At 70.9% G+C, this 21,084-nt stretch carries 17 protein-coding genes, 1 tRNA gene and 1 pseudogene; 12 read left to right on the top strand and 7 right to left on the bottom strand.

What is annotated here, in order from left to right; translation table 11 throughout:
* Positions 1 to 39 precede the first annotated feature (39 nt).
* From ACIQ7D_RS15910 to ACIQ7D_RS15890, 5 genes are all read right to left on the bottom strand, one after another.
* Positions 40 to 318, bottom strand: coding sequence for a hypothetical protein (locus tag ACIQ7D_RS15910; protein WP_403937814.1), 279 nt, complete (start codon positions 316 to 318; stop codon positions 40 to 42).
* 604 nt (positions 319 to 922) lie between these two features.
* A complete protein-coding gene (locus tag ACIQ7D_RS15905; RefSeq protein ID WP_403937812.1) occupies positions 923 to 1,756 on the bottom strand; it encodes an S-methyl-5'-thioadenosine phosphorylase in 834 nt (277 codons plus the stop codon).
* A gap of 125 nt (positions 1,757 to 1,881) precedes the next feature.
* Complete coding sequence (locus ACIQ7D_RS15900) at positions 1,882 to 2,259, bottom strand: FmdB family zinc ribbon protein (protein ID WP_403937810.1); 378 nt, start codon at positions 2,257 to 2,259, stop codon at positions 1,882 to 1,884.
* 66 nt (positions 2,260 to 2,325) lie between these two features.
* Complete coding sequence (locus ACIQ7D_RS15895; protein WP_403937808.1) at positions 2,326 to 3,726, bottom strand: MFS transporter; 1,401 nt, start codon at positions 3,724 to 3,726, stop codon at positions 2,326 to 2,328.
* A 379-nt stretch (positions 3,727 to 4,105) separates the two neighbouring features.
* Positions 4,106 to 5,659, bottom strand: a complete 1,554-nt coding sequence (locus ACIQ7D_RS15890; RefSeq protein ID WP_403937806.1) for a potassium/proton antiporter — start codon at positions 5,657 to 5,659, stop codon at positions 4,106 to 4,108.
* 313 nt (positions 5,660 to 5,972) lie between these two features.
* Between ACIQ7D_RS15890 and ACIQ7D_RS15885 the strand changes: the two genes are divergently transcribed.
* Entirely contained in the window at positions 5,973 to 8,801 is a 2,829-nt protein-coding gene (locus ACIQ7D_RS15885; protein WP_403937804.1) for a penicillin acylase family protein, read from the top strand.
* Between the two features lie 149 nt (positions 8,802 to 8,950).
* Here ACIQ7D_RS15885 and ACIQ7D_RS15880 read toward each other — a convergent pair whose 3' ends face one another.
* Positions 8,951 to 9,574 carry a 5-formyltetrahydrofolate cyclo-ligase gene (locus tag ACIQ7D_RS15880; protein ID WP_403937802.1) on the bottom strand — a complete coding sequence of 208 codons (624 nt, stop codon included), beginning with the start codon at positions 9,572 to 9,574 and terminating at the stop codon, positions 8,951 to 8,953.
* 102 nt (positions 9,575 to 9,676) lie between these two features.
* Between ACIQ7D_RS15880 and galU the strand changes: the two genes are divergently transcribed.
* The 11 genes and pseudogenes from galU to ACIQ7D_RS15825 all read left to right on the top strand — a co-directional run bounded on the left by galU (position 9,677) and on the right by ACIQ7D_RS15825 (position 19,839).
* Positions 9,677 to 10,579, top strand: coding sequence for a UTP--glucose-1-phosphate uridylyltransferase GalU (gene galU, locus ACIQ7D_RS15875; protein WP_403937801.1), 903 nt, complete (start codon positions 9,677 to 9,679; stop codon positions 10,577 to 10,579).
* Positions 10,580 to 10,627: 48 nt separating this feature from the next.
* Positions 10,628 to 11,956: a gephyrin-like molybdotransferase Glp gene (glp, locus tag ACIQ7D_RS15870; protein WP_403937920.1), complete on the top strand. Its 1,329-nt coding sequence runs from the start codon at positions 10,628 to 10,630 to the stop codon at positions 11,954 to 11,956.
* A gap of 71 nt (positions 11,957 to 12,027) precedes the next feature.
* The gene (gene moaC, locus ACIQ7D_RS15865; protein WP_403937799.1) at positions 12,028 to 12,627 is read left to right on the top strand and encodes a cyclic pyranopterin monophosphate synthase MoaC; all 600 of its coding nucleotides are present in this window, start codon (positions 12,028 to 12,030) and stop codon (positions 12,625 to 12,627) included.
* Positions 12,624 to 13,163 carry a molybdenum cofactor biosynthesis protein B gene (locus ACIQ7D_RS15860; RefSeq protein ID WP_403937797.1) on the top strand — a complete coding sequence of 180 codons (540 nt, stop codon included), beginning with the start codon at positions 12,624 to 12,626 and terminating at the stop codon, positions 13,161 to 13,163. The genes moaC and ACIQ7D_RS15860 overlap by 4 nt, the downstream gene beginning before the upstream one ends.
* Positions 13,160 to 13,783: a GNAT family N-acetyltransferase gene (locus ACIQ7D_RS15855; RefSeq protein ID WP_403937795.1), complete on the top strand. Its 624-nt coding sequence runs from the start codon at positions 13,160 to 13,162 to the stop codon at positions 13,781 to 13,783. Before ACIQ7D_RS15860 ends, ACIQ7D_RS15855 begins: the two co-directional genes overlap by 4 nt.
* Positions 13,784 to 13,925: 142 nt before the next feature.
* The gene (gene glpR, locus ACIQ7D_RS15850; RefSeq protein ID WP_403937793.1) at positions 13,926 to 15,065 is read left to right on the top strand and encodes a gephyrin-like molybdotransferase receptor GlpR; all 1,140 of its coding nucleotides are present in this window, start codon (positions 13,926 to 13,928) and stop codon (positions 15,063 to 15,065) included.
* A gap of 98 nt (positions 15,066 to 15,163) precedes the next feature.
* Positions 15,164 to 15,237: transfer RNA gene (locus ACIQ7D_RS15845), tRNA-Ala, on the top strand.
* A gap of 294 nt (positions 15,238 to 15,531) precedes the next feature.
* A pseudogene (locus tag ACIQ7D_RS15840) lies at positions 15,532 to 15,861 on the top strand (MBL fold metallo-hydrolase); the annotation flags it as partial.
* Positions 15,862 to 16,066: 205 nt separating this feature from the next.
* On the top strand, positions 16,067 to 17,635 hold the full coding sequence (locus ACIQ7D_RS15835) for an amino acid adenylation domain-containing protein (protein ID WP_403937791.1): 1,569 nt from the start codon (positions 16,067 to 16,069) through the stop codon (positions 17,633 to 17,635).
* Positions 17,636 to 17,733: 98 nt separating this feature from the next.
* Positions 17,734 to 19,026 (top strand): hypothetical protein, encoded by a 1,293-nt coding sequence (locus tag ACIQ7D_RS15830; RefSeq protein WP_403937918.1) that lies wholly within the window; start codon positions 17,734 to 17,736, stop codon positions 19,024 to 19,026.
* Between the two features lie 33 nt (positions 19,027 to 19,059).
* Complete coding sequence (locus ACIQ7D_RS15825) at positions 19,060 to 19,839, top strand: enoyl-CoA hydratase-related protein (RefSeq protein ID WP_403937789.1); 780 nt, start codon at positions 19,060 to 19,062, stop codon at positions 19,837 to 19,839.
* On the opposite strand, the gene ACIQ7D_RS15820 is transcribed toward ACIQ7D_RS15825, so the two are convergent.
* Positions 19,826 to 21,064 (bottom strand): damage-control phosphatase ARMT1 family protein, encoded by a 1,239-nt coding sequence (locus ACIQ7D_RS15820; protein ID WP_403937786.1) that lies wholly within the window; start codon positions 21,062 to 21,064, stop codon positions 19,826 to 19,828. The genes ACIQ7D_RS15825 and ACIQ7D_RS15820 overlap by 14 nt on opposite strands.
* Between the last annotated feature and the right edge of the window lie 20 nt (positions 21,065 to 21,084).

Genomic DNA, 21,084 nt, shown 5'->3' with positions numbered 1-21,084 from the left:
TCACGCAGCTCCGCACCACGCGACTCCACACCGCACGGATCAGCACAGCGTCACCGCCAGCCGGGAGGTGGCGCCCGCGCCGGCCAGCGCCGTGGCCGTGGCGCGCGGCACGGACAGCACGATCAGCGCTCCGCCGTCCGACGAGATCTCGGGAGCCCTGGGGACATCGGCGACCCGGACGCCCGAGGCCACCACACGCGCCTCCGGCCCGCTCTCGCCGATCCCCGCCGATCCCGGCGGTTGCGCCCCGGACGCGATCACATCGACGCGGTCTCCCCGGCGCAGCAGCCTGACCGTCGCCGCATCGGCGATACGCACGGGCGCTGACACCATCCTCACCGGCCGTGGGAGCGTCGGGTGGCGCCGCGAGGGCGGCGAGGACGCGAGAGAACCCGCGGTGGCCTCCGCACGGGCATCGGCGCCCGCCACCCCGCCGGCCGCGCCACCCGCTCCGGCAGCGGCCAGTGCGGCGGCCGTCACGGCCAGCCCGGCCGCCGTCGCCCGCCGCCGTTTCATCAGAGCCCGGTGCAACCGCCGTCGCGACCCGCCCACGCGCAGCGGGGCGAACGGCGGCACATCGCGTGGCTCAGGCGCGGAACCGGAGGGGAGAAAAGGGGGAAACGTGGCGAACGGTGGGAGAGGGGGCGGGGGAGGCGCGGGAGCGCGGGAGGGCTCCTGAGCGAAGGAACGGGACATGGCGAACACCGCCTGACGTGAGAAGTTCTGCGACCGCTCCTCACGATGCACCGCCCGGCGGGATTCCGCTGAGGCCTGTGGATCAGTTCCCGATTGTGGATAACTCCCTCACCCGCAAGGGTGGTTCAGCGTCATGCACGGCGAATTTCCCCGCTCCCGCGCATGGCCGGGGCGGGAGCGGGGAAATCCAAGATCAAGGCACGACGGGAATCAAGGCACAGCGGGATCAGGGCAGTTGAATCCCGGTGTCCATCCCGTCCAGCGCGTGCGCGCACAGGCAGTCGCGCGTCTCGTTCGACGGCAGTCCGGCCACGGCGTCGAAAAGCACGGTGCGCAGCCGGTCGACATTGGCGGCGAAGACCTTGAGGACCTCTTCGTGGGAGACCCCCTCGCCGGTCTCGGCCCCCGCGTCCAGATCCGTCACGAGTGTCATGGAGGTGTAGCAGAGACCCAGTTCACGAGCGAGTACGGCCTCGGGGTGACCGGTCATCCCGACGACCGACCAGCCCATCGCCGCGTGCCAGCGCGACTCCGCCCGGGTGGAGAAGCGCGGCCCCTCGATGACGACGAGCGTTCCGCCGTCCACCGGCTCCCAGTCGCGCCCGCGGGCCGCCGCCAGGGTCGTCCTGCGACCCTCGGGGCAGTACGGGTCGGCGAGCGAGACATGGACGACTTTGGGGGTGCTGCCCTCCGGCAGCGGCAGCCCGTCGTAGTACGTCTGGACGCGAGCCTTCGTCCGGTCCACCAGTTGATCGGGTACGAGTAGTGTGCCCGGGCCGAACTCCGGCCGCAGTCCTCCCACCGCGCACGGACCCAGGACCTGCCTCACTCCGACGGAGCGCAGGGCCCACAGATTGGCGCGGTAGTTGATGCGGTGAGGAGGAAGGTCGTGCGAGCGCCCGTGCCGGGGCAGGAACGCGACTTCACGGCCGGCGATCTCGCCGAGGAAGAGGGAGTCACTGGGCGGCCCGTACGGGGTCTCCACCTGGACTTCGGTCACGTCCTCCAGGAAGGAGTAGAAGCCGGAGCCACCGATCACACCGATCTCTGCATTCGCCATCCGGTCACACTAGCCGGACACGCCTGCCCGCACCCGGTACGGGCCGGGCGCACGGAGACACGTCCCGTACGCGAAGGACCCCGACCGTACGGAACGGCGGGGCCCTGGCGGTGAAAGGAGAGGAATCAGGCGGCCGACGAGCCGCTGGAGCTGCTCGACGAGCCGGAGCTCGAAGAGCTGGACCCACCGGAGGAAGATCCGGAGCCCGAGGAGGACGACGAGGCCGACGCCGCGGCCTTGGAATCCGAGGACGGCTTCGCGCTCGACGAACCGGACCCGGAGGACCCCGTGGAGCCGGCCGCCGCGGGCGCGCTGCTCGACGACGAGCCGCGGCTGTCGTTGCGGTAGAACCCGGAGCCCTTGAAGACGATGCCGACCGCGGAGAAGACCTTCTTCAGGCGTCCTTCGCAACTCGGGCACACCGTGAGGGCGTCATCGGTGAACTTCTGCACCGCCTCGAGGCCCTCGCCACACTGGGTGCACTGGTACTGGTAGGTCGGCACTTGCTCCTCCTGGCACTCTCACTCAATGAGTGCTAACGACGCTCCATAGTGACGTATTCCGAGCGATCAGTCCACTGTCACCGGCGCGCGGTGACTCATCCCACGCGCGGCGACCCGTCCCGGAGCCTTCGGAGCGAGCCGCGAACGCAGGACCAACAGGGTGGTCAGGGCCAGTGCCGTGCCCATGAGCGGCACCAGGAATCCGGCGCCCGCGCCGTGGGCGTCGGCCAGTTGTCCGGCGGTCGTGACCGCTGCCGCCTGCCCGAGCGCGACCGCGCCGGTCAGCCAGGTGAACGCCTCGGTGCGCGCCGAGGCGGGCACCAGCGATTCGACCAGGGTGTAGCTGGTGATCAGAGAGGGGGCGATACAGAGGCCGACCAGCAGTCCGAGGCCGGCGAGCAGAGGTACCGAGTGCGCCGTCCAGAGCACGGAGGCGGCCAGGGTCAGCATTGCGTACCCGACCAGCAGTCTGCGGCGGGGCCCGATCTTCCAGGCCACGGCCCCGCAGACAATGCCGGCGAGCATGTTGCCCGCCGCGAAGATCCCGTACAGAAGGCCGTTCACGCCGGGGTCGCCGATCTCCTCGGCGAAAGCGGTGAGGGAGACCTGCATACCGCCGAAGACCGAACCGATTCCGAGGAGGGCCACAGCCAGGACGCGTACGCCGGGCACGGAGAGCGCGGATACGCGCGGCTCGGCGGAGCCGCCCCTCCTGCCGTGCCGGTCCGACCGGGGCTCCGTGGCGCGCTGGGCCGCGAAGAGGAGCCCGCCCACCAGCGTGAGCGTGGCCTCGGCGATCAGCCCGGCCGCCGGGTGGACCCCGGCGCAGAGCGCGGTCGCGAGCACAGGGCCGATGACAAAGGTGAATTCGTCCGTCACGGACTCGAAGGCGGCGGCCGTCGGCAGCAGGGACGAAGAGTCACGCCTGCCCGAACCCCGGCCGGCGTTTGCGCCCGAAGTCGGATCCGAACCCGAAGCCGGGTCCGAATCCCGGTCTGGGCCGGAGGGGCCCAGCAGTGCTGCCCAGCGCGAGCGGACCATCGGGCCCACCTGCGGGACGGAGGCGCCGGTCGGGAGGGCCGCGACGAACAGCGCCCAGAGCGGGGCGCCCATCAGCGTGAGCGTGACCAGCGCCGCCACGGCCGCCGCGTGGATCATCACGCCCGGTATCAGGACGGCGCGCTGCCCGTACCGGTCCGCGAGCTTGCCGCTCTGCGGGGCGAAGAGCGCCATGGACACACCTGTGACCGCCGCCACAGCGCCGGCGGCGCCGTACGAACCGGTGGTGTGCTGGACGAGGAGGACGATGCCGATCGTCAACATCGCGAAGGGCTGTCGTGCGGCGAAGCCGGGGATCAGGAAGGTCCAGGCACCCGGGGTGCGCAACAGCCGTCCGTAACCCGGGCGGGGCGTCGCGCCCTCCGCCTCGACAGCGCCGGAGTCGGTGTCGACCGTGTTGCGGGACACGGCCCATGCCTTTCTGCCGCCTGGTAGCGCGCCCCTGTATGGCCTCCGTCGGTCACGGAGGCGGGCGCAGCCGAGAGCTGTCCTCTTGCGCGGAACTGCGGTAGATACCAGGGCCCACTGAGGGGGCAGCCACGGCCGCCATACGGTCGCGCCAGCACTGCGTCAGGCAGAGTTGGTCGATCAGTAGATGCAGATGTTCAGTTCTGCTGGATTACAGACGTCGAAACAGTTGATCACAAGCGCCTTTATCGTACAGGCACGTCTTCCCGCGCGCCGGAGAAGGCCTGATCACAGCGAGTGCCCGATTGCCCGACTGTGATTGCCCCCGGCTGATCGCCCGCGCCCCGCCCCGCCTCACGCCTGACGGCACCGCGGGCGCTCACGGGAGCTTGCCGCCGGCGCCGGCCCCCGTACCCACACCGTTGCCCGTGCCCAGCCAGCCGGCCAGCTTTCCGCCCTGTCCGACCGCTCGCAGCCGGCGCTCGGCCGCGTCTCGTACCGGATCCGTCGCCACCACGAGCAGCTCGTCGCCGCGGCGCAGCACGGTGGCGGGGAGCGGTACGAAGCTCTTCTCGTCCCGGACGATCAGTGTCACCGCGGACCCCGGCGGCAGTCGCAGCTCCGCCACCTCCACGCCGTGCATCTTCGACCCCTCCGGGATCGCCACGGAGAGGAGATGGCCGCGCAGCCGTTCCAGCGGCGCCGACTCGATGCCCAGGTCGGACGCGTCGGAGGCGCGTCCGAGCCGCAGCGCCTTCGCCAGCCAGGGCAGCGTCGGTCCCTGCACCAACGTGTACACGACGACCAGGATGAAGACGATGTTGAAGATCCGCAGACTGCCCTGCACCTGCGAGACCATCGGGATGGTCGCGAGGATGATGGGCACCGCGCCGCGCAGCCCCGCCCAGGACATGAGGGCCTGTTCTTGCCAGGGGATCCGGAAGGGCAGCAGGCTGATCAGGACGGACAGCGGCCGGGCCACCACCGTGAGGACCAGGCCGACGATCAGGGCGGGCAGGAAGTCGTCGCCCAGTTCGTGCGGTGTCACCAGCAGGCCGAGCAGGACGAACATGCCGATCTGCGCGATCCAGCCCAGCCCCTCCGCGAAACCGCGGTTCGCCGGAGCGTGCGGCAGTTTGGAGTTTCCGAGGATCATGGAAGCGATGTAGACGGCGAGGAAGCCGCTGCCGTGCGCCGTGGCGCCGACCGCGTACGCCGACACCGCGATCGCCATCACGGCGATCGGGTAGAGCCCGGAGGCCGGCAGGGCCACGTGCTTCAGCCCGAAGGCGCCCGCCCAGCCGACCGCGAGCCCGATGATCGCACCGATCGCCAGTTCCAGGACGATCTCGCCGACGAGGACGTACCAGTGCTCGACCGGCCCGGCCGCCGAGAGCGCGACCACCATGATCACCACGGGGGCATCGTTGAACCCGGACTCGGCCTCCAGTACCCCGGTGATCCGGGACGGCAGCGGCACCTTGCGCAGCACGGAGAAGACCGCCGCCGCGTCCGTCGAGGAGACGACGGCCCCGATGATCAGCGCCTGCCGCCAGTCCAGACCGATCAGATAGTGCGCGGCGGACGCCGTGACGCCGATGCTCACCGCGACGCCCACCGTCGACAGGGCGGCGGCGATGGGCAGCGCCGGTTTCACTTCCTTCCACTTGGTGCCCAGACCGCCCTCGGCCAGGATCACCACCAGTGCGGCATAGCCGATGACCTGCGTCAGCTCGACGTTGTCGAACTTCACGTGGAAGAGGCCGTCCTGCCCTATGACGACACCGATCCCCAGGTACAGCAGCAGGCTGGGGAGGCCGCTCCGGGACGAGATCCGGACGGCGGCGACCGCGATCAGCAGCACGAGCGAGCTGATGAGCAGCAGTTCGTTGAGATGGTGGACAGACAGCGGCCGATCCTTCCCCTCGCGCACGCCGGATCGTTCCTCCGGGAGCCAGTACTTCGTTACCTTACCTAATCTTTAACGTTTTCTTGACGCTTTCGATCGCCAGTACGAGCGTTGATGTGATTTCCATCGCGGTCGAGGGGTGCGTCAGGCGTACGAGGCGGTACGACAAGGGTGAAGGGTGGTGAATTCGTAGAGGAATCCATGCGTCAATCTCTGTGTGATCATTCTGTGATCGTCGGATCAGTCGCACTACATGACACCGCGTCGGGGGCGCCCAACCCCTGCGCCTATGGTTGCTCCAGCATTCCAGGACCACCCTGCCCCTCGAAGGACAGCGATGCCCGCCAACACAGCCCCCCCTTCCGTCAAAAAGAAGGGGCGACGCGCCCGTCTGATCGTGATCGTCCTGGTGCTGGCGCTTGTCGCGGGTGTCGGATACGGCGCGTTCTGGGGCGTCAGTACGGCCCGAGCCTCGTTCCCGCAGACCACGGGGACCGTCACGCTCAAGGGCCTCTCAGGAACCGTGGACGTCCGGCGCGACAGTTACGGCGTCCCCCAGATCTACGCGGACAGTGACGCCGACCTGTTCCGCGCGCAGGGATACGTCCAGGCGCAGGACCGCTTCTGGGAGATGGACGTACGGCGGCACATGACCGCCGGCCGGCTCTCCGAGATGTTCGGGAAGGGCCAGGTCGAGACCGACACCTTCCTGCGCACCCTGGACTGGCGCGGAGTCGCGCAGCGCGAGTACGACACCGAGCTGTCGGCGGAGACCAAGAAGAACCTCCAGTCGTACGCGGACGGCGTCAACGAGTACCTGAAGGGCCGCGACGGCAAGGACATCTCGGTCGAGTACGCGGCCCTGAGCTTCACCAACGACTACACGCCGGAGAAGTGGACCCCGGTCGACTCGGTGGCGTGGCTGAAGGCGATGGCCTGGGACCTGCGCGGCAACATGCAGGACGAGATCGACCGTTCGCTGCTGACCAGCCGCCTGAGCGAGCAGCAGATCAAGAACCTGTACCCGGAGTACCCGTCCGACCGGAACAAGCCCATCGTCAGCGAGGGCGGGATCGACCCGGTCACAGGCACGTACGACCCCAAGGCCGAGCCCACCGACACCGGAACCGGAACCGGAACCGGAACCGGCAACACCGGTACGGACGGCACAGGCACAGGATTCGGCACAGGCACAGGCACAGGCACCGGAACGGCCACGGGCTCCAACGTCTCCCTGCGGTCCACCGGCGCGGCCGGCGCCGCGCAGGGCCTCGAAGCGCAGCTCGGTGCGCTCTCCGGCACCCTGGACGAGATCCCCGCCCTGCTCGGCCCGAACGGCAGCGGCATCGGCTCCAACTCCTGGGTCGTCTCCGGTCGGTACACGACCACGGGCAAGCCGCTCCTCGCCAACGACCCGCACCTGGCGCCGCAGCTCCCCTCGCTCTGGTACCAGATGGGGTTGCACTGCCGCAGCGTCTCGCCGACCTGCAAGTACAACGTCGCCGGCTACACCTTCGCGGGAATGCCCGGAGTGATCATCGGGCACAACCAGGAGATCTCCTGGGGCTTCACCAACCTCGGTGCCGATGTAACCGACCTGTACCTGGAGAAGGTCAGCGGCGACACGTACCAGTACGGGTCGCAGAAGAAGAAGTTCAAGTCCCGTCAGGAGACCATCAAGGTCGCCGGGGGCGCGAGCAAGGAGATCACGGTCCGTTCGACGGACCACGGCCCCGTGGTCTCCGACCGCGACGGCGAGCTGGAGAAGGTCGGTGAGAAGGCCCCGGTCGGCGACGTCGCCCCGGACCGGGGCACCGGTTACGCGGTCTCCCTGCAGTGGACCGCGCTCCAGCCCGGCAAGTCCATGGACGCCGTTTTCGAGCTCAACAGGGCCGAGGACTTCTCCGGCTTCCGTAAGGCCGCCGAGCACTTCGAGGTTCCCTCGCAGAACCTCATCTACGCCGACACCAAGGGCAACATCGGCTACCAGGCGCCCGGCCGGATCCCGGTCCGCGCCGAGGGCGACGGCACGATGCCGGCGCCGGGCTGGGACCCGAAGTACAAGTGGAAGGGGTACATCCCCTTCGATGAGCTGCCGTACGAGTACAACCCCGAGCGCGGCTACATCGTCACCGCCAACCAGGCCGTCGTGAACGCGGAGGAGTACCCGTACCTGCTCACCGAGGACTGGGGCTACGGCGCGCGCAGCCAGCGGATCAACGACCTGATCGAGTCGAAGACCAAGGACGGCGGGAAGATCTCGACCGACGACATGCAGACCATGCAGATGGACAACAGCAGCGAGATCGCGAAGGTGCTGATGCCCTACCTGCTCAAGATCGATGTCTCGGACCCGTCCGTCCGTGAGGCGCAGAAGCTCCTCGAAGGCTGGGACTACACCCAGGAGCCCGACTCGGGTGCCGCCGCGTACTTCAACGCGGTCTGGCGCAACGTCCTCAAGCTGGCGTTCGGGAACAAGCTTCCCAAGGAAGTGCGCGTCAAGGGCGAATGCCTCACCGTGCGACCCGCCGACTCGACCGGCCCGGCGGACGGTCTCGACCAGCTCGTACGGGAGTGCGGCCAGCGCGACCCCGACCAGGCGCAGCCGGACGGCGGCGACCGCTGGTACGAGGTGGTGCGCAGCATCGTCAAGGACGAGGACAACGAGTGGTGGAGCTCTCCGAAGAACCGCAGGGACGCCGCCACGACGACGCGTGACGAGCTCCTGAACCGCGCTATGAAGGACGCGCGCTGGGAGTTGACGGCCAAGCTCGGCAAGGACGTCTCCAGTTGGAACTGGGGCCGTCTGCACCAGCTTCAGTTGGAGAACCAGACCCTCGGCACCCAGGGGCCCGGTTTCCTCAAGGAGATACTCAACCGCGGCCCGTGGAACCTCGGCGGCGGCGAGGCGGCGGTCAACGCGACCGGCTGGAACGCGGCGGGCGGCTACGAGGTCGTCTGGGTGCCGTCCATGCGGATGGTCGTCAACGTCGGTGACTGGGACAAATCCCGCTGGATCAACCTGACAGGTGCCTCGGGCCACGCCTACAACGCGCACTACACCGACCAGACGGACAAGTGGGCCAAGGGCGAACTGCTGGACTGGTCCTTCACCCCCAACGCGGTGCAGAACAGTACGAAGGACACGCTGACGCTGGAGCCGTAGCGGCGCAAAGCGCTTCAGACGCTTCGGGGCGGGCTCTTCCGGCGTTCGATCGCATCATCGGATCGATCGCACCACCGGAAGAGCCCGCCTCAGCCCCGTTTCAGGGGCTGCTTTCAAGAAACGCCTCAAGATACGCCTCAAGAACTGCCTCAAGAGCCGGTCCGGCCGACGGCGGCGCCGAAGCGCCGGACGCCCTCCGGTGTCACCACGGCCTGCACGGGGTGGTCGTGCGGTTCCTCCGGGATCCGCGCGACCACCTCGTTCGCGTACAGCAGCACCACGAGCGCCGGTGCGGCGCCCGCCCGCGCCAGCCGGCTCAGGACCCGGTCGTACGAGCCACCGCCCCGGCCCAGCCGCGTTCCGCGCCCGTCCACCGCGAGACCGGGCAGCAGGACCGCCTCCGCCGCCAGGACGGCCTCCGGGCCCAGCCGGGGCCCCTCGGGCTCCAGCAGCCCGCGTCCGGCCCGTACAAGCCGTTCTGCGCCCTCGTAGCGTGCCCAGTCGAGATCGTTGTCGGCCATCAGTACCGGCAGCAGGACCCGGACGCCCCGTGCGCGCAGCGCGTCGAGCAGCGCGCGCGTGCCCGGCTCGCGTCCGACCGACACGTAGGCGGCGACGGTGCGGGCGCGGGTGAGTTCCGGCAGATCCTGTGCCCTTCGCGACAGAACCTCGGCGGCCTTTCGTACGTCTTCACCGGACAGCAGGGCACGCGCGGCGAGGAGTTCACTTCGCAGACCGCTCTTTCCCGGCGTGTCGGGCAAGTGGGCGCTCACAGGGCATCACAAACCTCTCGTACCTCGCCTATCGGCTTGTATGAGGCGAAAGTTAACCGGAGCATCATCTTCCGCCCATACGCACCGGATAGGCTCCCCGCCATGACTCATTCGCCCTCCAGGATCACCAAGGCTGTCATCCCCGCCGCAGGCCTCGGCACCCGGTTCCTCCCCGCCACGAAGGCCACGCCCAAGGAGATGCTGCCGGTCGTCGACAAGCCGGCGATCCAGTACGTGGTCGAGGAGGCGGTGGCCGCGGGGCTCTCCGACGTCCTCATGGTCACCGGTCGCAACAAGCGCCCTCTTGAGGACCACTTCGACCGGAACTACGAACTGGAGCAGGCGCTGACCCGCAAGGGCGACGCCGGGCGCCTCGCGAAGGTCCAGGAGTCCAGCGACCTCGCCACCATGCACTACGTGCGTCAGGGCGACCCCAGGGGCCTCGGGCACGCCGTCCTGTGCGCCGCCCCGCACGTCGGCGACCAGCCCTTCGCGGTCCTGCTGGGCGACGACCTGATCGACCCGCGTGACCCGCTGCTCGCGCGCATGGTCGAGATCCAGGAGCGGGAGGGCGGCAGCGTCGTCGCCCTCATGGAGGTCGATCCGGCGCAGATCCACCTGTACGGCTGTGCCGCCGTGGAGCCCACGGGCGAAACCGACGTGGTGAAGGTGCACGACCTCGTCGAGAAGCCCGACGCCGCCGACGCCCCCAGCAACTACGCCATCATCGGCCGCTACGTGCTGGACCCCGCCGTCTTCGGGATACTCCGCAAGACCGAGCCGGGCCGCGGGGGTGAGATCCAGCTCACCGACGCCCTCCAGCAGCTCTCCGCGGACGAGAAGGTCGGCGGTCCGGTCCACGGGGTCGTCTTCCAGGGCCGCCGCTACGACACCGGTGACCGGGGTGACTATCTCCGTGCCATTGTCAGACTCGCGTGCGAACGTGAAGACCTGGGCCCGGACTTCCGGACCTGGCTCCGCAGTTATGTCAGCGAGGAGTTGTAGCACGTGAGCAGCACGGCAGACGCCCCGGACCCCGGCCGGGGCCCGGACCTGGGCCCGGGGCCGGACCCGGCCCCCGGGCAGGACCGGGTCTGGTCCGTCGAGGACCACCTCGCGGACATCCTCGCCGCGGTCCGTCCCCTCGACCCCATCGAGCTGCAACTGCTCGACGCCCAGGGCTGCGTCCTCGTGGAGGACGTCACGGTTCCGGTCGCACTGCCGCCGTTCGACAACAGTTCCATGGACGGGTACGCCGTCCGTACGGCCGATGTGACGGGCGCCACGGAGGAGTTCCCCGCCGTGCTGACCGTCGTCGGGGACGTGGCCGCGGGCAGCGGCGCGCTCCCCGAGGTCGGCCCCGGGCAGGCCGCCCGGATCATGACCGGAGCCCCGCTGCCGCCCGGCGCCGAGGCCGTCGTCCCCGTCGAGTGGACCGACGGCGGTACGGGCGCCGGCGCGGCCACCTCGATGCGCCCGGCCGGCGAGGACGGGGCCGGCGCGAGCGGCGAGGTACGGGTCCACCGCCCGGCCGAGGCCCGCGCCCACGTCCGTGCCCGCGGCAGCGATGTGCGCGCCGGTGATCTCGCCCTGAAGGCCGGTACGGTCCTCGGCCCGCCGCAGATCGGCCTGTTGGCGGCCATCGGCCGGGGCAGGGTCCGGGTCCGCCCGCGCCCGCGGGTGGTCGTCCTCTCCACCGGCAGCGAGTTGATCCAGCCGGACGAGTCGCTCGGCGAGGGCCAGATCTACGACTCCAACAGCTTCGCCCTCACCGCCGCGGCCAGGGACGCGGGCGCCCTCGCCTACCGGGTCGGCGCCGTCACCGACGACGCGGACACCCTGCGCGCCACGATCGAGGACCAGCTCATCCGCGCCGACATGGTCGTCACCACGGGCGGCGTGAGCGTCGGGGCGTACGACGTCGTCAAGGAGGCGCTCTCCTCCGTGGGCGACGAGGACGAGGCGGGCGGCGGGATCGACTTCCGCCGTGTCGCGATGCAGCCCGGCAAGCCGCAGGGGTTCGGCTCGATCGGCCCTGAGCACACCCCGCTGCTCGCGTTCCCCGGCAACCCGGTGTCGTGCTACGTCTCCTTCGAGCTGTTCGCCCGGCCCGCGATCCGTGCCCTCATGGGCCTGGAGGACCTGCACCGTACGACGGTCAGAGCGTCCCTCAGGGCGGACCGGACGCTCTCGTCCCCGGCGGGCCGCCGTCAGTTCCTGCGCGGCGCGTACGACGCCGAGGCGGGCGCCGTCACCCTGGTCGGCGGCGCGGGCTCCCACCTCGTGGCGGCCCTGGCGCAGGCCGACGCGCTGATCGTGATCCCGGAGGAGACCGTCTCCGTCGAGCCCGGCACGGAGGTCGAGGTGGTTCTGATCGGCTGACGCACCCCTGTGGCGGTACCGTGGCTGCCCACACAGGCCCTGTCGGGCCCGGACCGGGAGCGCCACAGCGAATGACTGTGTTTTCCCGGGGGGCGACCCCCGGACACCCTCAGCAGGCCGACGAGAGCGGATCGAGCGGTCAGGACGGCCTGACCGAGGCGGGACAGGACGGCCTGACCCACATCGACGCGTCGGGCGCAGCCAGGATGGTCGATGTCTCCGCCAAGGAGGTCACGGCACGCACCGCGCGCGCCAGCGGCCGGGTGCTGGTCTCGCCGCGCGTCGTCGAACTGCTCAGAGGCGAGGGAGTGCCCAAGGGGGACGCGCTCGCCACCGCCCGTATCGCGGGCATCATGGGCGCCAAACGCACCCCGGACCTGATCCCGCTCTGTCACCCACTGGCCGTGTCGGGCGTCAAGCTCGACCTCTCGGTCACGGACGACGCGGTCGAGATCCTGGCGACGGTGAAGACCACCGACCGCACCGGGGTCGAGATGGAGGCCCTGACCGCCGTCTCGGTGGCCGCGCTGACCGTCGTCGACATGGTGAAGGCCATCGACAAGGGCGCCGTCATCACGGACGTACGGGTCGAGGAGAAGACCGGCGGCAGGTCCGGAACCTGGAACCGCCCCGAGGCGGCCGATGACGGAGCCGACGGGGGTACGGCATGAGCACGGCGCCACCCGGCCGCCCGGGACCGTCGGGCGGGGCGCCCTCGTCGCCGTACCGGGCCCTGGTCGTCACGGCGTCCAACCGTGCCGCGGCGGGCGTCTACCCCGACAGCGGGGGCCCGCTCCTCGCCGACGGCCTCGGCGCGCTCGGCTTCGCCGTCGACGGCCCGCGGGTCGTCCCCGACGGCGACCCGGTCGAACAGGCCCTGCGCGAGGGTGTGGCCGCCGGGTACGACGTGATCCTCACCACCGGCGGTACGGGCATCTCGCCCACCGACCGCACTCCGGACGCCACGCGCCGCGTGCTCGACCACGAGATCCCCGGCATCCCGGAGGCGATCCGCGCGGAGGGCGCCGCGAAGGTCCCCGCCGCCGCGCTCTCCCGGGGCCTGGCGGGCGTCGCGGGGCGGACCCTCATCGTCAACCTGCCCGGCTCGACCGGCGGCGTACGCGACGGGCTCGCCGTACTGGACCGGCTGCTCCTTCACGCCGTGGACCAGATCCGCGGCGGCGATCACCCCCGCGTCTCCGGATGAACCCGGCCTGGCCCACGACGCTGGTGGACGGTGAGGTGACCCTCCGCCCCATAAGACTGCGCGACCAGCGCGCCTGGCGGGAGGTGAACCGGCGCAACCGCGACTGGCTGCGCCCCTGGGAAGCGACGATTCCGCCGCCTCCCCCCGGCGGCCCGGTCGCCCAGCGCCCCACGTACCGCCAGATGGTCCGCCATCTGCGCGCCGAGGCGAACGCGGGCCGGATGCTGCCGTTCGTCATCGAGTACCAGGGGCGGCTGGTGGGCCAGCTCACGGTCGCCGGGATCACCTGGGGCTCGATGTGCTCCGGCCATGTCGGCTACTGGGTGGACCGCGAGGTGGCCGGCCGTGGGGTGATGCCGACGGCCGTCGCGCTCGCCGTGGACCACTGCTTCCGGATGGTCGGGCTGCACCGCGTCGAGATCTGCATCCGCCCCGAGAACGGGCCCAGCCGCCGCGTCGTCGACAAGCTCGGCTTCCGGGAGGAAGGGCTGCGCCCCCGCTATCTCCACATCGACGGAGCCTGGCGGGACCACCTCGTCTACGTCCTCACGGCGGAGGAGGTGCCCGAGGGGCTGGTCCGCCGCTGGCACCGAGCACACCCAGGAACGACCAGAAAATAAAACAAACTTTCGATATCGCGTTGCATACGACCATAAACCGATACGAACAATCATAAAAAAAGTCCGTAATATCAGCCGGATCGTGCGACACACCGGCCCAATTGGCCGATGCCCTCGTGCGAACCCCTCTACGGTGTGAACCGTGAGCAGCAGCGGCCTCATCTACGCAGTCATCGTCGGGGCCTGGGCCGCCTACTTGGTGCCGATGTGGCTCCGCAGGCAGGACGAGCTGAACGAGGCACGTCCGACGGAACGCTTCAGCACCGCCATCCGGCTGCTGTCCGGACGGGCGGCCATGGAGCGCCGTTACGCCAAGGAGCTTCAGGGGCGAGCCGCCGAGGAGGCGGGGGCCGACGGGGAACCGGGGAGTCGTACGGAGTCGATCAGCTCCGTCGACGTCCGGTCCTTCGCCGCGCCTCCGGACCACACGGAAGTCCGGATGAGCGTCCACGCGGACATCCCCGCTCCGGCCAGGTCGGCGCAGCCCAGGTCGGCGGCGCCCCACCCCGAACCGCACCCCGCGCCCCGTGCCGCCCCCGAGCGCCCGGCGTCCAAGCGGCGCGCGCGCCCCGCGGGCAATCCGGCCGAACGAGCCCGGCGCGCACAGCGCTCCCAGGTCCTGGCGCGCCGGCGGCGCACCACCATGATCCTCTTCCTCTCCTTCACTCTCGGCGCGATCGTCGCGGCCGTCGGAGGCCTGGGCTTCCTCTGGGCGCCCGCGGTCCCGGCCATACTCCTCAGTACGTACATCGTCCATCTGCGCGGCCAGGAGCGGCGCCGCTTCGCGTTCACCATGGACCGGCGCCGGGCCGAGGCCGCCGCGCAGCGGCTGCGCGAGAACCGCTCCCCGCGCCGGCAGCCCTCCGCGGCCGGGTCCGACGAGCCCGAACAGGAGCCGGAACCCTGCCCCGAGCCCGAGCCGGCCGCCACGGTCTCCCCCCAGGAGGCGGGCCGCCGCGCCCTGGTCGAGCAGACCGACCACGCGGAATGGGTCGACCAGCAGCGCGAACGCGGCCCGGCCCGCGGCGAGAGCTGGGAACCGGTCCCGGTGCCCCTGCCCACGTACGTCACGGCCCCGGTCGCCCCCCGCGCCTCCAGCGGCGTGGAGGTCGGCGACCCGGAGACCTGGAGCGCGGCCCGCTCCTCCACGGCCGAACCGGCACCGGACCCCACCCCCTCCCCCCGCACTCCACCCCAGCGCCGCACCCGCGACCACGGCAGAACCCCGCTCTTCGACCAGTACGACGAAGACGACGACCGCCCTCGCGCGGCCAACGAGTGACCAGACCGCCGCGGGTCGCCGGCCCGTCGACCCCGTGACCAGCCGCCAACGGATTTCCGGGCACGGCCGGGAGGGTGCTAAAGTTTCACTCGTTGCAAGGGCCTGTGGCGCAGACTGGTAGCGCACCTCGTTCGCATCGAGGGGGTCAGGGGTTCAAATCCCCTCAGGTCCACAGCAGCTCAAAGCCCCTACCGGGGAACCCCGGTAGGGGCTTTTTTTGCGCCGTACAGCAATGAGGTACAGATCTGTCTCCTGCCGAGGCGGGCCAGCGGGCCGTCAGGCAGATCCGCAGGCGAGACCGGCAGCATGGCGAGCCCGGTTCGTGTGCCGTACGGGCGTACGCGGCGGGCGAGCCGGCGTGCAGGCGAGCCGCGGAGGGCGGACCACGGCGACCGTGTCGAAGCCGCGGTGCGCGAGACCGACGAAAGCGGAGCCGGGGGACAACCGCCGCACACGCCTCGGCGTGATGCCGGCCGGGCAGGCATCCGTCTCGTACCGTATGGGGCCGCGGGACATCGGCCAGGTGAGCGCCACCGCCGCCCGACGAGGGGTGCGCATCGTCTACGTGGCGGAGACACACCTGCACTCGGGCTACGTCGCCGGCGGGCTGGAACTGGCCCGCCTCACCGGGGCCCGTCACCTGGTCCCGGCCGACGCCGACGTCTCCTTCTCCCGTGCTTCCGTCACGGACGGTGACACGTGCGAGGTGGACGCGCACCTGGTGCTGTGTGCGCAGGCCCGGCCTGCGCGCGGAGCTTCCCCTACCTGTGGTGTCGTCGCACTGTGTGGCGAAGGTTGCCGGTGGGGTGGAAGGCGGCACATGTGGCTGATTAAGTGTCAGTTCTTGTCCGGTCAGGGGTAGTTGAGAGTTAAAGCGCGCGCACTACAGTCGGACGGAAGACCGCGAGGGGCGTCGGCCCCCGCCGGCCAGTGGACCGCAAGGCGTTCGAAATACCGGACCCCCATCCGTCGCTCGAAACAGCCAGGAGGTCTCCCCTCCCATGCATCTGGACCACCTCACCCCGCGGGACCGCGAGCTCTTCCGGCGGTTCGGGTACGGGCCCGCCGTGCGCGTCCCGTATGCCCTGGTGCACCATGCCTTCGAACAGCAGGCGCTCGCCGTGCCCGATGCCGTGGCCGCCGAGCACCGTGGCGTCACCGTCACGTACGCGGAGCTGAACCGGCGCGCCGACCGGCTCGCCGACTGGCTCCGGCGTGCCGGGGTGCGGCCGGGAGACCGGGTCGGACTCTTCGTGCGGCGCTCGATCCCCATGCTCGTGGGGCTGCTCGGGACCCTCAAGGCCGGTGCGGCGTACGTACCGCAGGACATCGGCCTCGCGCCCGCCGCCCAGCTCCGCCAGGTCATCCGTACGGCCGCCACACGGATCGTCCTCACACAGCGGGAGTACGCGCACCGTGTGCCCTTACCCGCCGGGGTACGTCATCTCGTCGCGCTGGAGGACGTGGACCGGCTCCCCGGGTACGGGCCGGAGGCGGGGGAGCCCGCGCCCGAGGGCGTGGCGGGGCCCGACGACGGGTGTTACGTGCTCTTCACCTCCGGCACCACCGGCCGCCCCAACGGGGTCACCGTCACGCACCGGAACGTGGCCAACATCCTGTTCACCGGGTCCGGCGGCCTCGGTATCGGGCCCGGGCAGCGGGTCGCCCAGCTTCTCAACATCGCCTTCGACATGGCGGCCTGGGAGATCCTCGGCTGCCTCGGCCACGGCGGCACCCTCGTCATCCGGGGCAAGGACATCGCGGAGACGGCACGCACCGCGGACGTCCTGGTCGCGACTCCCACCGTGCTCGCCTCCGTCGACCCCGCCACCTGCCCCCGGGTACGGACGGTCGCCGTCGCCGGGGAGCCCTGCCCGCGGCCGCTCGCCGATCTGTGGGCGCGGCGCTGCGCCTTCCACAACGCCTGCGGCCCTACGGAGACCACGATCGTCAATACGATGCAGCGCCATCACCCGGACGCGGAGCTGCTGACGATCGGCCGCCCTACCCCCAACAACACGGTGTACGTCCTCGACGAGCGGCGCCGCCCCGTCCCCATCGGCGAGGTGGGCGAGATGTGGGCGGGGGGCGACTGTGTGTCGGCCGGTTATCTCGGGGACGACGTCCTGACCGGCGAACGGTACGTGCCCGACCCCTACCTCGGCGGGGGCCGCCGCATGTTCCGTACGAGAGACCTCGGCCGCTGGACACCCGACGGCGAGCTGGAACACCTCGGCAGGACGGACGACCAGATCAAGATCCGCGGCTTCCGCGTCGAGCCGGACTCCGTCTCCGCCGTCCTTGAGTCCCTGCCGGGATGCGCCCGCGCGGTCACCCTCCGGCGCGACGCCCAGCACCTCGTCTCGTTCGTCTGCCCCCAGGACGTCGACCCGGAGGCGGCGCGCGGGGCGGTGGCGGCGGCCCTCCCGTACTACTGCGTGCCGTCCGCAGTGCTGCCCCTCGCCGCCCTGCCGGAGACCGACCGGGGGAAGATCGACAAGGCGGCGCTGCTGCGGCTCGCCACGGGGGGCACCGACCGGGCCGAGCGCGTGGGGGTGGTGGGGGCGTGACCTTCTCCGTCGGTGAGGAGCGCGTGCGCCGGGGCGTGACGCGGACGAAGACCTCCGCACGGTCTTCCGCAGCCGTGCCGCCCGTGCCGCCCGCGCCCGTGCCCGCGCCCGTCGATGTCGATGCCATTTCCCTTCCCCCGCTCACCTCCTGGCCCAGGCGGCTCCTCAAGCACCCCCGCCTGATGCACTACAACCGCCTCGCCGCCCTCGTCCTCCTCGCCAACCTCTGCTTCCTTGCGGCGGGCCCGTACAGCCCCCGTACGCTGGGCCATGCCGCCCTGGCCAACCTCGCGCTCGCCGTCGTCGCACGCCAGCAGTACGTCATCAATCTGCTGTTCCGGCTGGCCACCTGGCCGTCCACGCGCCGACCGCTCAAGCTGCGCTGGACGCTCGCGAAGGTCTACCACTTCGGTGGGCTGCACGTGGGCGGGGCGGTGGCGGGGGCGTTGTGGTTCCTGGGGCAGACCGTTGTCCTGACCGTCGAGGGCACCGGCGCGGACGGCGCGCTGCTGGTCGTCGCGTACACGTTGATCGCCCTGCTGGCCGGCCTGATCGCCACCGCGCTGCCCCCCTTCCGCTCCCGCTTCCACGACCGCTTCGAGATGATCCACCGCTTCGGCGGCTGGGCGGCGCTCGCGCTCTTCTGGACGCATACGGTGCTCTCCGCGCTCGCCCCGCTCTCCGCCGGCGGACCGGTCGTCGCCGAGCCCGGTCTCTGGGTGCTCGCCCTCGTCACCTTCTCGGTCGCGCTGCCCTGGCTGCGGCTGCGCAAGGTCGGCGTACGGATCGAACGGCCCTCGTCCCATGTCGCGCTGGCCCACTTCGACCACGGCGTCACCCCGTTCGCCGGTTCCTCCACCACGATCAGCCGCAGCCCGCTCAAGGAGTGGCACTCGTTCGCCAACGTGCCCGCCCCGGGGCGCACCGGCTTCCGGCTCACCATCTCCCGCGCCGGCGACTGGACCGGATCCTTCATCGACGACGCGCCCGAGCGGGTGTGGGTCAAGGGGATCACCACGGCGGGCGTCGCGAACATCGAGACCCTGTTCCGCAAGGTGGTCTACGTGGCCACCGGCAGCGGGATCGGCCCCTGTCTGCCCCATCTGCTCGCCGCCGAGGTGCCCGCGCGGCTGGTGTGGGCGACGCGCGATCCGCGGGTGACGTACGGGGACGGGCTCGTCGACGAGATCCTCGGCGTCCAGCCGGACGCGCTCATCTGGGACACCTCGCGCCACGGCAAACCCGACATGGTGCGGCTCGCCTACGCCGCGTACCGCGACTTCGGGGCCGAGGCCGTCATCTGCATCTCCAACAAGAAGCTCACCTGGCAGGTCGTGCACGGCCTCGAACGCCGTGGCATCCCCGCGTACGGCGCCATCTGGGACTCCTGACGTCCCGCCGGACCCCGATCGGAGGCACTTCCCGTGGACCTGAACATCAAGACCGAGCGGCACGGACCGGACGGCCGCGTCGTGACCGTGCGGCTCCACCGCCCCCATGTGCTCAACGCCCTCAGCAGCGCCCTCATGAGGGAACTCCTCGCCACACTCGCCCCGTTGGACCGCGATCCGGGCGTCGGCTGCTTTGTCGTCACCGGGTCGGAGAAGGTCTTCGCGGCCGGCGCCGACATCAGGGAGATGTCGGGGAAGACGGCCGTGGAGATGGCGGACGAGGACTACTTCGCGGAGTGGGAGGAGTTCGCGGCCTTCCGCACGCCGAAGATCGCCGCCGTCAACGGCTATGCGCTGGGCGGAGGTTGTGAGCTGGCGATGATGTGCGACATCGTGATCGCGGGGGAGTCCGCCGTCTTCGGGCAGCCGGAGACCAGACTCGGTGTGATCCCCGGCATCGGCGGCACCCAGCGTCTGACCCGGCTGGTGGGCCGTGCCAAGGCCATGGACCTCGTCCTCACCGGACGCACGATGGACGCGGCCGAGGCCGAGCGGTCCGGGCTGGTGTCCCGGGTGGTCCCCGACGAGCAGGTGCTGGAGGAGGCGGCGCGGGCCGCCACCGCCGTCGCCTCTGGCGCCAGGGCGGCGGTGACGGCGGCGCGTGAGGCGGTCGACCGGGCGCTGGAGACCGGACTGCGCGACGGAATTCTCTTCGAGAGGCGGCTGTTCCACGCGTTGTTCGCGACCGAGGACCAGAGCGAGGGCATGCGCGCGTTCCTGGAGAAGCGCGAGCCCCGTTTCACCGGTCGCTGAGCCGGGTCTGGATCAGCGCGTGGGTGCCGCTGGTCCGCCAGGAACTCCCCTTCTCCGTACGGGTGTCCAACGACTTCAGGGTGTCGTCGCTCAGGCCGACGACCACATCGGACTTCAGGGTGCGCAGCGCGGTCACCGGGCCCGGGAAGTACGCGGTGCGCTCGGCGAAGGGCAGGGTGGCGGGCCAGGCGCGATCGCCCACCAGGCGGCGGTAGTTCAGGTCGCCCTTGACCAAGGTCACCGCAGCATCGGCGAGTTGGGCGCGCAGATCGGCGGGCATCGCGTCGAAGGGCAGTGGCGCGCGGAAGAAGTCGTGGGCGCGTACGTCGAGGCGCCCCGCCGCCATCGCGTCCCACAGACGCCTGCCGATCCGCGCGGCGTACCCGGGTGCCTCGCGCAGCCGGCGCAGCGCGTCGACCACATCCGGGAGCGTCGCGTCGGACACGTAGTACGGGCACGGCTTGATGTGCAGTACGGCGCGGGCGGCGCGGCCGGTACGGAGGAGATGGTCGAGGAGGACGAGGTCGGGGATCAGCTCCCGGCCCGAGTTGTCCGCGATCAGATGGACGGGCCTGGCGGGCACCCCGCGGGGGAGCAGGGACCACAACAGGGCGCTGTCGTCCGCGACGAGCGGCGAGTCCGTATCCGGTCCGCCGCTGCCCTCCGAGGCGGAAGGGGAGGAGATACGGAACCCCAGGTCGGCCCGGTTGCCCCAGAGCGAGGCGAGCAGGAGCGCGTACGCCTGGTCGTCGTCGCGCCGTCCGGGACCGTCCGCCACCGTGGCGAGGCCGTCCAGGGCGGTGAGTTCGTCGTCGACCGCGCCGGTCCGCAGCTCGGCGCGTTTGAACGGGGCGAAGGGGTCGACGCCCTGCCAGGGGCCGGGGGTGAAGTACCCCACGGCCCCCAGCAGCCTGCGGTAGAAGTAGCTCTCGCTCCACAGGAACGGCGCGTCGAACCATGACCGGCCCACCTGCTCGTCATACCCCCAGCTCCGCCATCGCCCGAGGTCATGGGCGTCCGCGGCGAGCGGCTCCATCACTCCGTCCGTGATCTCCCGGAGGAGCGCGTCAAGGGCCTCGTGCTGCTCGGGGCCGTACGGGAACGCGTCACGCACCTGCCGGATGAGCGCCGGGTGGCGGGTTTCCAGGACACTCCGGGGGAACGAGCCGGGCTCGTTGCCCAGGATCACGGGCGCGTCGTCTGCTGCTGGGGGAACCGCGGGCATGGACTTCACGTACTCCTTCG

Source organism: Streptomyces sp. NPDC096310, from assembly GCF_044763125.1.
Lineage (GTDB): Bacteria > Actinomycetota > Actinomycetes > Streptomycetales > Streptomycetaceae > Streptomyces.
Note: the sequence above shows the minus strand (reverse complement) of the source record. Positions and strands in the feature narration are given on the sequence as shown.

Excerpts from the sequence above, each read along its gene's own strand:
- ACIQ7D_RS15820 (WP_403937786.1), bottom strand. The coding sequence starts at position 21,064 with ATGCCCGCGGTTCCCCCAGCAGCAGACGACGCGCCCGTGATCCTGGGC.
- ACIQ7D_RS15905 (WP_403937812.1), bottom strand. The coding sequence starts at position 1,756 with ATGGCGAATGCAGAGATCGGTGTGATCGGTGGCTCCGGCTTCTACTCC.
- ACIQ7D_RS15885 (WP_403937804.1), top strand. The coding sequence starts at position 5,973 with ATGCCCGCCAACACAGCCCCCCCTTCCGTCAAAAAGAAGGGGCGACGC.
- ACIQ7D_RS15835 (WP_403937791.1), top strand. The coding sequence starts at position 16,067 with ATGCATCTGGACCACCTCACCCCGCGGGACCGCGAGCTCTTCCGGCGG.
- galU (WP_403937801.1), top strand. The coding sequence starts at position 9,677 with ATGACTCATTCGCCCTCCAGGATCACCAAGGCTGTCATCCCCGCCGCA.
- ACIQ7D_RS15855 (WP_403937795.1), top strand. The coding sequence starts at position 13,160 with ATGAACCCGGCCTGGCCCACGACGCTGGTGGACGGTGAGGTGACCCTC.
- ACIQ7D_RS15860 (WP_403937797.1), top strand. The coding sequence starts at position 12,624 with ATGAGCACGGCGCCACCCGGCCGCCCGGGACCGTCGGGCGGGGCGCCC.
- moaC (WP_403937799.1), top strand. The coding sequence starts at position 12,028 with ATGACTGTGTTTTCCCGGGGGGCGACCCCCGGACACCCTCAGCAGGCC.